This window comes from Okeania sp. KiyG1 (genome assembly GCF_014132355.1).
In the GTDB taxonomy this organism is placed as follows: Bacteria; Cyanobacteriota; Cyanobacteriia; order Cyanobacteriales; family Microcoleaceae; genus Okeania.
This window is the reverse complement of sequence record NZ_BLZO01000134.1, coordinates 1-16,166: the sequence shown is the minus strand read 5'-3', so window position 1 is coordinate 16,166 and position 16,166 is coordinate 1. Positions and strand designations below refer to the sequence as shown.

Here is a 16,166-nt window from a genome sequence, read left to right as displayed (position 1 = left end):
TCTCCCCATTCACTAAAGTCAAAAGTTAAAAGTTAAAAGTTAAAAGTCAAAAGTTAAAATTTAAAAGTGATATCTTATATCAAATATCAAATGCGTTTAATTCGGTATCAAAAAATGTTCCATCTTCAACCATTACCAAATATTTCCCCATCTCCCCATCTCCCCATCTCCCCATCTCCCCATCTCCCCATCTCCCCATTCACTAAAGTCAAAAGTTAAAAGTTAGAAGTTAGAAGTTAGAAGTTAGAAGTGATATTTTATATCAAATGCGTTTAATTCGGTATCAAAAAATGTTCCATCTTCAACCATTACCAAATATTTCCCCATCTCCCCATCTCCCCATCTCCCCATCTCCCCATCTCCCCATCTCCCCATCTCCCCATCTCCCCATCTCCCCATTCACTAAAGTCAAAAGTTAAAAGTTAGAAGTTAGAAGTTAGAAGTTAGAAGTTAGAAGTGATATTTTATATCAAATGCGTTTAATTCGGTATCAAAAAATGTTCCATCTTCAACCATTACCAAATATTTCCCCATCTCCCCATCTCCCCATCTCCCCATCTCCCCATTCACTAAAGTCAAAAGTTAAAAGTTAGAAGTTAGAAGTTAGAAGTTAGAAGTTAGAAGTGATATTTTATATCAAATGCGTTTAATTCGGTATCAAAAAATGTTCCATCTTCAACCATTACCAAATATTTCCCAATCTCCCAATCTCCCAATCTCCCCACCTCCCCATCTCCCCATCTCTTCACAAACGCCCTAAATTTCCCATAATCTCACGGTTCCATCCTCACTCCCAGTTGCAATCAATTTACTATCTGGACTAAAAGCAATACCGTTCACAGCATCTGTATGTCCAGCTAATACCTTAATTTCTGTAGCTGATTTTGTATCCCATAACTTGACAATACCATCCCTATCTCCAGCAGCCAAAAACCGACTATCGGGACTAATTGCAACACTCTCTACTGAATTGTCATATCCTTCTAAAACTGTAACTTTATCCTGAGATAAAATATTCCATAAATGCACTTTATCGCAATTACTAAAGCTCAGAAACTGACCATCGTTACCGATCGCAACATTATTTATGCAACTAAAGCAACCCTCTAAAATCTTGATTTCTGTCTCAGAAGCAATATCCCATAACCTCACAGTACCATCGTTGCTACCAGAGGCCATAAACTTACCGTCAGAACTAAAAACAACACTTTGAATATAGTCTGTATGTCCCAAAAAACTTTTGACTACTTGCTTTGATGCAATTTCCCATAAATTTAGATGATTTTCTGAATTGATAAATGCTACTAATTTTAGGTCTGGACTGATAGCAATAATTTTCGGGCAACTATTTCGCGGTATCTGAATATAGGTTTCTGATTGATTTCCCCACAAACAAATCAGATTAAAGTTGCCATCAGAAATCTGACTACTGCCAAACACAAAATAATAATCATCTGAATTAGATGCAACTGTTTGCACCCACTCCATGTCTGAGACTATTGTTTTGACCTTTTCTCCAGAAAGGATATTCCATAATTGGACTTGATTACGACTGACAACTGCCAGAAATTTTCCATCAGAACTAAAAGCAACTTTTTTGATGAAAAAATTTGTTTGGGTTTCCAGAGTTGCAATTGTTTTTCCCGATGGAATTTCTGAAATATCTACTCGGTCGAAACTGCCAGCAGCAAATAACGCACTATTAGGACTAAAGGCAATACTACCAATGTAACTAGGATGGCCGGGTAATGTCACTATCTTTGTTTGTGATGCCAAATCCCAGATTTGAGTGTCAGCAGCTAGGAGGCGACTGTCAGAACTAATAGCAGCATTGTTATGCCATGAGTCGAGAAATTTTGACTCGGTTCCTGCTACCATATCCCATATTTGTAAATCATTACTCCCGCAAACTATTAATTTGCCGTCTGGACTGGAAAAGACAAAATTAGAGGGACAGTCTGTTTCCCCTGCCATGATTTTTACTTGAGTTGCGGATGCTATTTCCCAGACTATAACATCACCTATATCTATAAATGTAGCTGCTAGAAATTTACCATCGGCAGCGATCGCTACACTCACTACTTCTAACTCTTCTTCAGGATAAGATAATTCCATCGTTGGAGTTTCTGTTGTCGATGCTAAATTCCAAAATCTGACAGTACCTTTATTATCTCCACAGGCAAGAAATTGACCTTGAGAACTAATGGCGATACAAGTTATTGTTATATCATCATCAGTTTGTATTTGTAGTTGTCGCAAAAGTTGCCTTTGCCGTAAATCCCAAATATAAATTTTTTGACCCCAACCTAATGCTAGTGTTGTACCATCGTGACTTATTGTGCCACATTTTGCCGGGGAGTCGATATCCCACAGTCGTTGCCAATTATTGATTTGGTATAAGCTTGTACCACCACTGGCGCAGATTACTAATAAATCGTTATTCAGGAATTGAATTTTGTAGATATGTCCCAAGGCTATTCTTTGAGAAATTCCTACTTCTTTTAAGCTAGGTAAAACTACTTGCAATTGATTGGAGTGAGTGTACATTTTCAGCAGCTAAATATAGGGGGATATAACAGAAATATTATCTCAATTTTTAATTTAACAAATGTTGGGCCACTCAAGAGTTTTATGTCCGCTGTCGGCGAAAATCTATACTAAAACTATTTACATTTTCAAAAAATTATTTATTGGGTGGCTAATAAGTATTTATTTATAGCAGCCGCCATTACTGTATTTGATATATCCAGGACTTACGCACGGATACTAAATCGAGTGAGGGCGAATGCCATTCGCCCCTACATAACGCAATATTTTTGTTGATTCATTCCTTCGGTGTTTCGGTAGTGGGAAAACTATAACGTCTTAGTTTTTGGTTTGAAACAGACTCAGAATATAGGGCAATATTTTTCTTGATTCATTCCTTCGGTGTTTCGGTAGTGGAAAAACTATAACGTCTTAGTTTTTGGTTTGAGACAGACTCAGAATATAAGGCAATATTTTTGTTGATTCATTCCTTCGGTGTTTCGGTAGTGGGAAAAACTATAACGTCTTAGTTTTTGGTTTGAGACAGACTCAGAATATAAGGCAATATTTTTGTTGATTCATTCCTTCAGTCTTTCGGTAGTGGGAAAAACTACAACGTCTTAGTTTTTGGTTTGAAACAGACTCAGAATTATAGAGCAATATTTTTCTTTCTTCAGGACTTACGCATGCTTAACCTTAAAAATACCATATGTAGGGGCGAATGGCATTCGCCCTCAGTCTATTTAGTGTTCGTGCGCAAGTCCTGTTTCTTACAACTTTGGTCTTTCGGGAGTGGGAAAACTATAACGTCTTAGTTTTTGGTTTGAGGCAAACTCAGAATATAGGGCAATATTTTTGTTGATTCATTCCTTCAGTCTTTCGGTAGTGGGAAAACTATAACGTCTTAGTTTTTGGTTTGAGACATACTCAGAATATAGGGCAATATTTTTGTTGATTCATTCCTTCAGTCTTTCGGTAGTGGGAAAACTATAACGTCTTAGTTTTTGGTTTGAGACATACTCAGAATATAGGGCAATATTTTTGTTGATTCATTCCTTCGGTGTTTCTTGGTGGGAAAACTATAACGTCTTAGTTTTTGGTTTGAGACATACTCAGAATATAGGGCAATATTTTTGTTGATTCGGTGTTTCGGTGTTTCGGTAGTGGGAAAACTATAACGTCTTAGTTTTTCCTTTGAGAGAAACTCAGAATATAGCGATCGCCCGACTCTATATTTAATTGACTTTCCATTATAACTACAACGTCTTAGTTTTTAGATTTTAGATAAAGTCAGAAGGTACTGAGTCCCAATTTTGAACTTTTCAACTAGAAAGGCCAGCACAAAACCTAGAATATCTCCCACAATATATATAGGTTAGACTAGGAAATGATTTTGGCGCATCTACCCACTTGCCACTAAATTCCTAATCTTAGAGAAATACCAATATGAAGGCCCGTGAAATATTGCAGCAATATCAAGAAGGTAGACGAGACTTCCCAGGAGCGAATCTTCGGGGTCTGTCTTTTAAGGGGGAAGATTTGTCTGGAGCAGATTTTAGTGGGGCGGATATTCGAGGTACTAATTTTCGAGGGGCAACTCTGCAAGGTACTAATTTTCAGGGTGCTAAGGGGGGACTGCAAAAACGTTGGGTAGTGGTTTTGCTCATTGGTGTATTTATTCTGGTAGGAATATCAGGATTTTTGAGTTTCTTTAATGCATTTTTTGTAACGTTGATATATAGTTCCAATCCAGAAAATCCAATATTAGGGAATTCCATTCTACAAGATCAAATATTTGGTTGGGTCAGCTTGATTATACTTATTCTTTTCTGGATAGTAGTTATTCGTTGGGGTATTATACCAGGTTTTGGATCATTTGCCTTAGCCTTAGCCTTAGTCTTAGCCTTTACCTTAGCCTTAGCCTTTGCCTTAGCTGGAGCCGTCGCCGTCCTAGGAACCTTCGCCGTCGCCGGAGCCATCGCCGCCGCCATCGCCATCGCCGGAGCTATCGCCATCGCCGGAGTCATCGCCGGAGCTATCGCCATCGTCTTCCCCTTAGCCTTAGCCTTCCCCTTAGCCGGAGTATTCACCGGAGCTATCGCCATCGCTATCGCCATCGCCGTCCCCATCGCCACAACATTATTAAGTGCTTACGTCGCTTACCGAGCAATGAAAGGTGACGAAAAACAAGCTCTAATTCGTAACTTAGCTATTGCCTTTGCTGCCACAGGTGGTACTTGCTTCCGAAAAGCAGACTTAACCGATGCCAACTTTTCTAACGCGACCCTCAAAAGTACAGACTTGCGAAAAGCATACCTAACTCGCACCTACTTCCGAAATGCCATAAAACTTGATCGGGTAAGACCAGGAAAAACCTATCTCCAGAAAGCCAAAGTCAGAGAATTAGTCAAAACAGGTCAAGGAGAAAATCAAAACTTCGATCGCCTAGACCTCCAAGGAGCAAACCTCCAGGGAGCCAACCTGGTTAATGCCAGTTTCATAGAAGCTAATCTCAACTCAGCCAACCTCCAAGATGCTGACCTTTCCCGTGCCAAATTAGTAGGAACTTTTCTAGACCAAACCGACTTTACCGGGGCAACCTTAACCGGAGCTTTCATTGAAGATTGGGGTATAACTGCCGAGACAAAACTCTATGGCATCCGATGCGACTATATTTTTATGCGTCTTCCCCCAGACAAACGCCCCGACTTCCTGCAACTTTCACTGGAAGAAAGTCTTAACCCAAACCCTCGGAGAAAGCCTGACGACTGGGAAAAGAATTTTGAGGGTGGAGAGTTTGTAGATTTTATTACCCCAATGGTAGAAACTCTCGACCTCTATCACAATGGAAAAGCAGACCCACGGATAGTGGCATATTCATTTCAGAAGTTACGGGAAGACCATCCAGAGGCAGAAATAGAAATGGTCTCTATGGAAAAGCGGGGCAAAAATCATCAGTCACTTTTATTGCGAGCTGAAACTACACCCCAGGCTGACCATTCGGAGTTAAACAAAGAATATTTTCAGACTTATAATAGATCAGAAGCTCTGCCACCGGAAGAATTTCAACAACTTTTGGCAGAGAAGGATAAACAAATTCAAAGATTAGAAGCTTGGGTAGATATTGCGATGCAACGCCCAAATATTTATGCAGAAAATTATAGTCATCAAGGAGATACAAAAATGTCAGGAAGTAGTAGAGATAAAATTGAGATTGGAGAAAATTATGGTGTGGCTGGTAAGGAAGGAAATTTTGAGAATTATGGTGCAACTGGTAAGGAAGGAAAATCTGAAAATTATGGTGTAGCTGGTAACAAACAGGGAAAAATTCAAGACACAACATTTGCTCCGATAATTAATAATGCTCAACAAAAAACTTTAGCTGAAACAGCAGCAGAAATTCAGCAATTACTCAGACAATTAGAGCAATCAAATCCTACAGAAACTACGGCAGGTCAAATGGCAGTTGTTACCCAAGCTGTTGAAATTGTCGAAAATAACCCCACATTAAAACAACGGGTAATAGGTGCGTTGAAGTCAGGAGGTACGGAAGCTTTTAAAGAGGCTATTAACCATCCAGTTGCTAATGTTTTAGTCGCAGCTTTTCAGGGTTTTACGGAACCTTAATGAAGTCAAAATTCAAAAGTCAGTAGGGGCGAACGGCCGTTCGCCCGTACAGAAGTTATTTTTGTAACGGGGATTTGAGCAAGTCTCCAAAAATATTTCGCCTTAAAAGGTGGGGTTTTAGACCCAATCCTGTTTGATAATTAGGGTTTGTTGATTAACTATCAAAGCATTTACAAATAGAGGCAAGTGCTTTTTTTGGTCAAAATAAAGTGCAAGCTTTTAAAAAAAGAGAGATAATATTCAAGATTTCAAGCCTCCTTAATTGCAAAGGTACTGATAACTGATAACTGATAACTGATAACTGATAACTATCTCCTCTACAATTCCTATTTCTCCTGACTCCTACTCTTACAAAAAGACTTTTTCAGCAAACTCTAATTCTATTACCGAAAAATTGTGGTCTAATACCAATTTGAAAAAAGAATGTTACGAATAGTAAGAGGGATAAAAAGACTTTACAGGAGATGTCTCTTTGACAAAAAATATAATTTACGTCCTAAAAAATGGTATTAAAGTCATTCATTATTACTCCTGACTCCTGACTCCTGACTCCTAATAAATACCCTAGATATTTGTAGCAAACATTTATCAATTTGGTCTAAAGCCTCCCTTTTTAAAGGTATAAAAAAAGAGAGAGAATATTCCAGATTTCAAGCTTCCTTATTGCAAAGGTACTGATAACTGATAACTGATAACTGATAACTGAAATGGCTTTTTGCTAATCTTTAGCCAAAGCTGGAATTAACTTTTCTACTGTCAAAGCAGACAAAAAACCAAGGGTATAGGGTTCTTCACTAATAGCTACAGCATAAGAAGATTTTAAATAATCTAAATAATCAGAATTATTCTCTAGATATGCCCGAAAAAATGCCAAACTAAAAGCATCAATATAAGATTTAATTACTGGGGAACTGGCACTAACTAACTGATTTAAAGAGTCATCATCTACAGATTCTACATTTTGAATTTCAGTAATATTAAAATCGAGATGTTTTGCTCCTTTTGTCAACATAAAATATTTCTCTGTTACTGGCAACCAAGTAAAGGGATAAACTTGTTCTATTACTACGGGGGTTAATTGGTCTTCACTACCAGCAACCCACAAAATTGGTATATTAATATGACTTAAACCAGACTTACCAAATATACTGCTATTTACTGGGTCCATAATTAATACTGAGTTAATTCTTTTATCTCGTAAATCATAATTTTTTTGAGGTAAGTCTAAAGCACGACACTGTAAAAATAAGGAAGGATTTAAAGATTTAATTTGGGCTAAACAATCTTGTTTTAGTTGTGCAAAATTAATTTTTGCTCCTGCTAAGGCTAATGTTGTATAAGCGCCAAAAGATTGACCTGCCATGCCGACATTTTTCAGGTTTAGTTTTCCTTGATATTGAAGTTTATTGCGACGTTCCAGTTCATCTAATAAATAGGTAATATCTAGGGGTCTATTAATAAATTCTCTGAGTTGAAATATTTCTGTTTCTTTTCCTTCTAGAAAAGCTTGAAAATGATTAAAGTCACTGCCTGGATGTTGTATTTTTGCTACGGCAAAACCATGAGAGGCTAAATGTATGGCTAAATGTTGCCATTGACTAAGTTTTGCTGCTAAACCAGGGGAAAGAATTATTAGTGGAATAGTTTGAGTTTGTATTTGGTTAGATGGTAAATAAAGATTAACTAGAAATTGGCGGTTACGACTTTTATCGTTGAGATTTAGAGTTTCTTGATAGAAAGAAATATTGCCTGGTTGGCGTAAATCTGGCAATCTGGAAAAATCTATTTTTTCTTCTGTAGAAGCAGCGGTTAATGTGATTTGTTTAACTTCTGTAAGTAGCTTTTCTGTATCTTCTAGTAAGGCAGAAAATTCTCTATTTACTGCCATAATTTTCCGAATATTAAACTGTACCTCTCCCGGAAAGTTTTGCAAAAAATTTATAGGTGTAAAATCTTGAGATTCAGCAGTTTTAATTAAAGCTTCTCTCAGAGCGATCGCTCCATTATTTCTACCTTTAGTTTGAATCATTTCTCCTATATATTGGAGTAATTGTTCTCCCATGGGGGAATACAAACCTTGAGCAAGTTGCATGGGATTAATCTTCAGATGAAATTTGAGTACATTTCTCAATTTTTGCTGATTTTCTGCATCTATAAATAGGAAATATAACTTTAAATCATCTTCAACTTTACCTGTTTCAGCATAAGTTTCTAAAGCAGTTAGAGATACAGAAATTTTCAGAAAACCGTAATTAAAATGAATCTGTTCTGCTGCTTTAGCTGAGAAATTAACTAGCACAAGTGATGTAGTTACTAAGACGAGGGATAGTAACCATAAGAACATCCTTTTTTTAGTTTTTATGCGACGTTTTATGGAAAAATTGCGCTGAATTTTGCTACTCATTTATACCAATTATCAAAAGTAATGCTTGACTTAGATAATACTTAGGTTATTAAGTAATTAACACAGGTGGAATAATTTTTTGGCTAATTAGCAGATCATTTAATGTTAATTTAACCCCCGTCTTTAAGGGCAGTTTCTTATGTTTAATTCTTCCTGTACGGACTTTGAATAATAAAGTACCTACCCACTCCCCTTCTGGGAGGGGTTAGGGTGGGTTCCCTGCTCAATAAAATGTAGAAAAATTTTTGAGAAATGTTATTAGTTAAGGGAGCCGTCGGATTGGTGGCGTACAGGAGAACCAAATCATAATTAATGGCTTCAATACCAGTTTTTAGGAAAACTTTCTTCTTTTTTAAATAATTATTAATCTTTGCATGAGAAACCTATTATATATATTAGGCTCGATAACAAGAAAGAAAATTGGAAGATTTTAACATCCTATTCTTCTATATATAAAAAGTGACTTAAATCACTTTAAATATTAATTAGAATCACGTTGAATCATCTAATAAATTACAGTCTTTTAGTAACTTTTCTGAAACTATAATAATATAGCACTACATTTTTTGGCGTTTGACAATAAATTTTGATTATCCGGGAGCAGGAATTAGAGAAATGTCCGCGCCCTATTTGCGTAGTGCCATACATCAAAAAATCAGGAGTACATTATGAAGCTGAAAAATAGTTATAAATCGCTTAAATCTAACCCTTTTAATGTATATCGCGACCCGACAACAGGAAAATGGGTTGTTGTTAAATCTTGCCAAAAATCAATTAAGAAAAAAGCAGCTTGATGAAAATAATCTCTAATTTATTGTGCGCTTTTAATTGTTTTCTTGATTGATCGATCAATAAATCAAAAAAGTAAGTAACTAAAAACTACTTTTTGATTTGGATAATTGCTTTTAGATCAATTCCTATAAGGTTGTGTGTTTGAGTAAATCTCGACTATTTAGATAAATATTGACTACAGCAGAAAACAACTGTACGACCTCCCTAAAGAATTCGTTTAGTTACCGAAAAATTTAGGTATAAAGCCTCTCCATTCATGTAGAAAAAAGCGGTCGAGGGATGGCGAGGAAACCTCCCCATATCCAATCGACCAAGAAAAGAAAAAAAAATCCATCGATCCAATCCTTTTATTTATAAGAAAAGGTAATTATAAATTATAAATTATAAATTATAAATTATAAATTCTTGAATTATTTATTGTCAAAAATTTTTCTCTCAAAAACATTCATATCCTTTCTTAAATTTCTGCTTTGCGTCATCCTCTACAATAGTGCCATGAGCCATAATAACCCTTCTAAAATCCCATTGCAAAATATTTTCAACTGATTGTCTAACTTTCTCTTTTTCTTTAGTACCCAACCATTCTAAAATTGATGGTCTAAGTTGTTTGTATACTCCCAGAATTTTAGATACTAACTTTGTTGTAAATGGAAAGCTTTCATCAAAATTAAATACAATATCTGTCACAATCAATGTTTGACTTTCACCGTGAAAAAAAACATACTCATGTAAAGGCGATACTCCATTCAGAAGAAAAGTATTCAGTCCTTCAAATAAGAAATATTCGACCTTACTACCAAAATATTTTTCATCATCATCTAATATTTTATCGATAGAAATATCCGGTCTTTTTTCTTCAAACCTGAAACAGCATAAACTTTTGCTTGAGGATAAATATTTTTAAAGTCAGATAAAAAAGATGGTGAAAAAGATTTGGAGCGATAATATGTTTGACATTTCCAATCTCTTTAAGTTGCTCAATAATTTTCTTGTCAACTTTAATTGGAGAAATGACAGCTAGTTCGCCATTTTTTAAACTAATTACAGTCATTCTTGTACCAACATCTAACCCCAAAAATCTTAAAGGTTGCTCGGCAACCCAAATATTACAATCTATTTTTCTAAGCATAGCTAATTATGAAAAAGGGAATAAGGAACAGGGAACAGGGAAACATCATAACAAAGAGGAAAAAAAGGTTGAATTTTTAGATTTTATGGGTAAGTATTTCCTGCGGAATGCGCTCGCATTCAGCTATTAGCAGTCAGCTCTTCCTCCGGAATGCGCTCGCATTCAGCTTTTTAATGAATGAAGTAAAAATTCGTTTAACTTATACTACATTTTCCACTCATAAATTGAAGCACAAGAACGACTTGTTTTGAGTTTTTAACCCATACAATTCAAGCTGACTTTTTATTGCACTACACAAATAGGGTGCGGACATTTATATATAAATGCTCAAAGTTAGTCAGGGATAACTTCTAGCTTCTGACTTCTGAGTTTTTACTTCTGACTTGCGCGTAGCGCTACAACCGTGGTTTCTGATACCAATTCACTTACAGCTGTTTTCGAGTTAATGAGGTACAAAGTTTTATTGTTCTAGGGAACAGGGAACGGGAAATATAACAATAGTTTGACAACTGTACCTCACTATCCTAAAAAGTGCTGTCAAAAATGTCACAAATAGTTGGTAACTGATGAAGTCAAATGAAGTCAAATAATAAGCTGAAATTATTGTAGAGTAAAGATTTTAAGTTACATTAGACATCTGGTAAAAATCAAAAATAAAATCAATTCTTACCCATAAATTATCAATTATTCCTCACTATTCCAAGTTTCATGTTCCCTGTTCCCTCTTTTCTGGAGATTTCTATTAATATCACTTCTAACTTTTGACTTTTGACTTTTGACTTTTGACTTTAGTGAAACGCTAGGTTTTCTCGTAGTCGCGATCGCTAAAACTCCCACAACTTTAATACCTGCTTTCTGCAAAACCTTAATTGCAGAGTTAACTGTTGCACCTGTTGTATAAATATCATCTACTAACAAAACTAAACTGCGGGGACGACTTCTGCGGAAATCTTTTCCTACAGTAAAAGCATCCTTAACCGTTTCCAACCTCTCTCCACTGGACAAACCAAATAATGCTTGGGTCTGCTTCACTCTTTCCAGGCCATTTCGCCGTAACTGCAAACCAGTCAATTCACAAAAACTTTTTGCCAATAATTCTGCTTGATTAAAACCTCGCTCTTTCAGCTTCTTTTTGTGCATCGGAATGGGTACAACTACTATTTTGTCAAGGGTTGTTGTCCCTACTTGCCTTTTGCAAAGTGCGGAATTTAACCACCCATCCCCTAACCAATGTCCCAAAGGTCTTGCTATCTGTGGGTTATCCTGATATTTCATCGCAGCGATCGCTCGTTTGAGACTATCTTTATATTCACCCCAGATAAATACTGGAATTTTTCCAGGAAATGTTTGTCCTCCATGAGGAAATTGACATTGCCAAACTTGTCTTTCGCAATATTTACAAAATTCTCTATCTGTCGGTCTCTGACAAAGAGGACAGTTAGACTTAAGAAATATATTCAGAAATGGTTTAAGTATTTTTCTCCAGAGAAATTTAATCATTGTAAAAACCTTTAAAAAGTCTAAAATATTAAACCGTTTCTTATGTTTATCTAAATGTTGGCATTTATACCCGCGCTCTCCCGTAGGGGAGCGTCGGGATTAATGCCAACCCATGCTATAATAATACTACTTAATATTAGTAACAGGCTAAAACATTGAAAGCCAGATACAAGTATCGCATATATCCAAATCATATTCAAATAATCAAATTAAATCAACTATTTGGTTGTTGCAGATACGTTTGGAATAGTGCATTAGCACACTGCAACCAACTGTATACTAATGGTCACAAGAGACCTAGCTATGTGGACTTAACCAAACAATTTATAACTCAGGCTAAAAGAGAATTAGTTTGGTTAAAGGAAGTAGCATCTACTCCATTGCAACAGTCTCTCAAAGATTTAGACCAAGCTTACAGGAATTTCTTTAATAGTTGTACTGGAAAACGTAAAGGAATTAAAGTTAAACCTCCTAAATTCAAGAGTAGAAAGTCTAGACAAGCAGTTAGATTTGTCGGAGCGAATTACAAAATTGGTCAAGATAAAATCTATTTCCCAAAAGTAGGAAAAATTAAAATTATTTGGTCAAGACCATTAGCTAGCAATCCTAGCTCAGTTACTATAATTAAAGATAGTGCAGGACGTTACTTTGCTAGTTTTGTTGTAGAAACTTGTGCTGAAAATTTACCTAAGACTGAAAACTCAATAGGTATTGATTTGGGCATTTCAACTTTTGCAACTTTGAGTAATGGTGAGAAGTTTGAAGCTCCTAAGCCTCTCAAAAAAAACCTCAAGAAATTAGGTAAGTTTCAACGTAAATTTGCCAAAACTGAGCTAGGTAGCAAACGTCGTGAAAAGGCAAGGGTTAGAGTTGCTAAACTTCACGCAAAAGTCAAAGACATTCGTACAGATTTTCTACACAAGCTATCAACTGATTTAGCCATAAATTACGATACTATCGTATTAGAAGACTTAAATGTTTCCGGCATGGTTAAAAACCGCAAATTAGCGAAAGCAATTAGTGATTTAGGTTGGAGGCAATTTAGAACTTTAACTGAGGCTAAGTGCGAGAAATATGGTAGAGAATTTAGAACTATTTCTAGGTGGGAGCCTACATCTCAAAAGTGTTCTAATTGTGGTTTCAAAGGAGGCAAAAAAGAGCTAAATGTTAGAGAATGGACTTGCTTAAATTGTGGCACGTTTCACGACAGAGATATTAATGCAGCAGTTAATATTTTAGAAGCTGCTCAACCGAAAACCAAGGTTGAAATAGTCAAAGGAACAGTAGCAAAAAATCCTGTACAGCTATCACTTTTTAATGAAGTCGCCGAGGGTCAACGGTCGATTATTTTCGGACACGGAGGAAACGTCAGACTGAAAAGCCAGCAGATTCCTATGATGTGTCAACCCGCCCTGAGTCATTCCTTCAGCTTAGTCTGTTTGATTGATGGATGGGAATCCCGTGCTGTCTCGTAGAGCAGCGTCGGGAGGATGTCAACTGTTAACAATTTACTATAGCAATCAGGAATCAGTTGTGAGAATTGAGATATTCCTTAAAAGTATAGAATATAGCAATTATTATATTCATATGATATGTTTTTTTCTTCTTTTCTGTTCCCAGATCCCAGATCCGGTGTTCCCTAAAAGTTTCCAATATCTCACAACTCAAAAATAACTTCTGACTTCTGACTTCTGACTTCTGACTTCGTTAACCGGACATGATATAAATCTAGAGACTCCTAATTATTAGACATCTGGTAAAAATCAAAAATAAAATCAATTATCCCACAGAAATTATCAATTATTTTCCCCTATTCCCTATTCCCTCTTTTCTAAAATTCTCTTTTTCTTTATCGGTTTAATGTTCTAGTTCACCAGGGATATAAATGTGGTTGATGAGTCGGAAAATTTCTGATAGACAAAATTCTCCTGACTACTTCTTGCTGCGCGGAAAAATATATACCCAGCACCTAGGACCTGATTCTGATATTTTCCCGACTCTCCCTATCTCCCCCTTTTCTGAAAATTCTCTTTTTCTTTATCGGTTTAATGTTCTAGTTCACCAGGAATATAAATGTGGTTGATGAGTCGGAAAATTCTGATAGACAAAATTCTCCTGACTACTTCTTGCTGCGCGGAAAAATATATACCCAGCACCTAGGACCTGATTCTGATATTTTCCCGACTCTCCCTATCTCCCCCTTTTCTGAAAATTCTCTTTTTCTTTATCGGTTTAATGTTCTAGTTCACCAGGAATATAAATGTGGTTGATGAGTCGGAAAATTCTGATAGACAAAATTCTCCTGACTTTCTTGCTGCGCGGAAAAATATATACCCAGCACCTAGGACCTGATTCTGATATTTTCCCGACTCTCCCTATCTCCCCTTTTCTAAAAATTCTCTTTTTCTTTATCGGTTTAATGTTCTAGTTCACCAGGAATATAAATGTGGTTGGTGAGTCGGAAAATTCTGATAGACAAAATTCTCCTGACTACTTCTTGCTGCGCGGAAAAATATATACCCAGCACCTAGGACCTGATTCTGATATTTTCCCGACTCTCCCTATCTCCCCTTTTCTAAAAATTCTCTTTTTCTTTATCGGTTTAATGTTCTAGTTCACCAGGAATATAAATGTGGTTGGTGAGTCGGAAAATTCTGATAGACAAAATTCTCCTGACTACTTCTTGCTGCGCGGAAAAATATATACCCAGCACCTAGGACCTGATTCTGATATTTTCCCGACTCTCCCTATCTCCCCCTTTTCTGAAAATTCTCTTTTTCTTTATCGGTTTAATGTTCTAGTTCACCAGGAATATAAATGTGGTTGATGAGTCGGAAAATTCTGATAGACAAAATTCTCCTGACTTTCTTGCTGCGCGGAAAAATATATACCCAGCACCTAGGACCTGATTCTGATATTTTCCCGACTCTCCCTATCTCCCCTTTTCTAAAAATTCTCTTTTTCTTTATCGGTTTAATGTTCTAGTTCACCAGGAATATAAATGTGGTTGATGAGTCGGAAAATTCTGATAGACAAAATTCTCCTGACTTTCTTGCTGCGCGGAAAAATATATACCCAGCACCTAGGACCTGATTCTGATATTTTCCCGACTCTCCCTATCTCCCCTTTTCTGAAAATTCTCTTTTTCTTTATCGGTTTAATGTTCTAGTTCACCAGGGATATAAATGTGGTTGGTGAGTCGGAAAATTCCGATATACCAAATTCTCCTGACTTTCTTGCTGCGCTGAAAAAATATATACCCACCACCTAAAACCTACCACCTAAAACTTATCACCTAAATTCTTAAATTGAGCTGCTTCTAAAATCAAACGTTGTTCTGCACGAGCGATTGAATTATAAGTTTTATCCACAGCATCAACATTAACAGAAATGGAAGTAATACCCCACCTGATTAAATTATCTATTATTTCTGGATATAAAGCAGGAGCATCACCACAAATAGAACAAGGAATACCAGAAATTTTAGCCTGAGAAATCAATTGTTGAATGGCTCTCATTACTGCTGGTTGACGACTATCAAAAGCACTTGCCATTTGTTCTTCTTCTCGGTCTATACCTAACAATAATTGAGTTAAATCATTAGTGCCAATAGCAATACCCCGAACTCCAGCTTTAACATATTCAGGTAGTAAGAATAAAACTGATGGTACTTCTGCCATAATCCAAATTTGGAAATTATTAGGTCGATTTTCCCATTTAGTTTGAATACGACTATGACAAAATTGAAATTCTTCTACAGAACGTACAAATGGTAAGATTAAATTAACGTTAGTGTAACCCAATTCATATACTTGAGATAAAATATCTATTTCTAAATCTAGTAAATTTGGTTCTAGCATATAACTGAATGTACCATGTCTTCCTAGTATAGGATTAGAATAATTAGTCCGATGATTATGAAGATTTGACTTGGTCTGGTTATCTTGGTTTCCAGAATAATTAGTTATAGATTCTTCTGGAATTTTCGTAAATACTTTTTCCCCATCGCTAGAGTTAAATAATGCTAAATCAAGAGAACGATAAAAGACTGGTTTTGGAGTAAAAGCTGCGGCAAATTCACTAAGCTTCTCTACCATTAGACTGACTAATTCTGATTGACGGCCTTGTTGTATCCACCATAAAGGATGATGATTTTCTAACAGTTCAATAGCCATTAACTCTGACCGT

At 36.2% G+C, this 16,166-nt stretch carries 11 protein-coding genes; 3 read left to right on the top strand and 8 right to left on the bottom strand.

The genetic code is table 11. From position 1 onward, the window contains the following. Positions 1-450 precede the first annotated feature (450 nt). Genes SAGCYANO_RS48275 through SAGCYANO_RS31845 form a run of 3 tightly spaced genes read right to left on the bottom strand, consistent with a single transcriptional unit; the run spans position 451 to position 2,547 of the window. Positions 451-579: a hypothetical protein gene (locus SAGCYANO_RS48275; RefSeq protein ID WP_255502780.1), complete on the bottom strand. Its 129-nt coding sequence runs from the start codon at positions 577-579 to the stop codon at positions 451-453. A 38-nt stretch (positions 580-617) separates the two neighbouring features. Further along, positions 618-749 (bottom strand): hypothetical protein, encoded by a 132-nt coding sequence (locus SAGCYANO_RS48270; RefSeq protein ID WP_255502779.1) that lies wholly within the window; start codon positions 747-749, stop codon positions 618-620. A 7-nt stretch (positions 750-756) separates the two neighbouring features. Further along, a complete protein-coding gene (locus tag SAGCYANO_RS31845; protein WP_202223737.1) occupies positions 757-2,547 on the bottom strand; it encodes a WD40 repeat domain-containing protein in 1,791 nt (596 codons plus the stop codon). A 1,425-nt stretch (positions 2,548-3,972) separates the two neighbouring features. Between SAGCYANO_RS31845 and SAGCYANO_RS46075 the strand changes: the two genes are divergently transcribed. After that, positions 3,973-6,153 (top strand): pentapeptide repeat-containing protein, encoded by a 2,181-nt coding sequence (locus SAGCYANO_RS46075; RefSeq protein ID WP_237396898.1) that lies wholly within the window; start codon positions 3,973-3,975, stop codon positions 6,151-6,153. Between the two features lie 718 nt (positions 6,154-6,871). Here the strand turns inward: SAGCYANO_RS46075 and SAGCYANO_RS31825 are convergent. Continuing rightward, positions 6,872-8,497: an alpha/beta hydrolase gene (locus SAGCYANO_RS31825; RefSeq protein WP_202223736.1), complete on the bottom strand. Its 1,626-nt coding sequence runs from the start codon at positions 8,495-8,497 to the stop codon at positions 6,872-6,874. A gap of 728 nt (positions 8,498-9,225) precedes the next feature. On the opposite strand from SAGCYANO_RS31825, the gene SAGCYANO_RS48265 reads away from it, so the two are divergent. Further along, on the top strand, positions 9,226-9,351 hold the full coding sequence (locus SAGCYANO_RS48265; RefSeq protein ID WP_255502777.1) for a hypothetical protein: 126 nt from the start codon (positions 9,226-9,228) through the stop codon (positions 9,349-9,351). Positions 9,352-9,784: 433 nt separating this feature from the next. Here the strand turns inward: SAGCYANO_RS48265 and SAGCYANO_RS31820 are convergent, their stop codons facing one another. The 3 genes from SAGCYANO_RS31820 to SAGCYANO_RS31810 all read right to left on the bottom strand — a co-directional run bounded on the left by SAGCYANO_RS31820 (position 9,785) and on the right by SAGCYANO_RS31810 (position 11,978). Further along, complete coding sequence (locus SAGCYANO_RS31820; RefSeq protein ID WP_237396897.1) at positions 9,785-10,042, bottom strand: DUF4336 domain-containing protein; 258 nt, start codon at positions 10,040-10,042, stop codon at positions 9,785-9,787. Positions 10,043-10,205: 163 nt separating this feature from the next. After that, positions 10,206-10,478 carry a DUF4336 domain-containing protein gene (locus SAGCYANO_RS31815; protein WP_237396896.1) on the bottom strand — a complete coding sequence of 91 codons (273 nt, stop codon included), beginning with the start codon at positions 10,476-10,478 and terminating at the stop codon, positions 10,206-10,208. 684 nt (positions 10,479-11,162) lie between these two features. Continuing rightward, positions 11,163-11,978, bottom strand: coding sequence for a ComF family protein (locus SAGCYANO_RS31810; protein ID WP_202223734.1), 816 nt, complete (start codon positions 11,976-11,978; stop codon positions 11,163-11,165). A gap of 155 nt (positions 11,979-12,133) precedes the next feature. Between SAGCYANO_RS31810 and SAGCYANO_RS31805 the strand changes: the two genes are divergently transcribed. Continuing rightward, positions 12,134-13,453: a transposase gene (locus SAGCYANO_RS31805; protein WP_237396895.1), complete on the top strand. Its 1,320-nt coding sequence runs from the start codon at positions 12,134-12,136 to the stop codon at positions 13,451-13,453. 1,806 nt (positions 13,454-15,259) lie between these two features. Here SAGCYANO_RS31805 and SAGCYANO_RS31800 read toward each other — a convergent pair. Continuing rightward, positions 15,260-16,166 (bottom strand): putative PEP-binding protein (locus SAGCYANO_RS31800; RefSeq protein ID WP_305081059.1); only part of this gene is annotated, 907 nt, incomplete at its 5' end.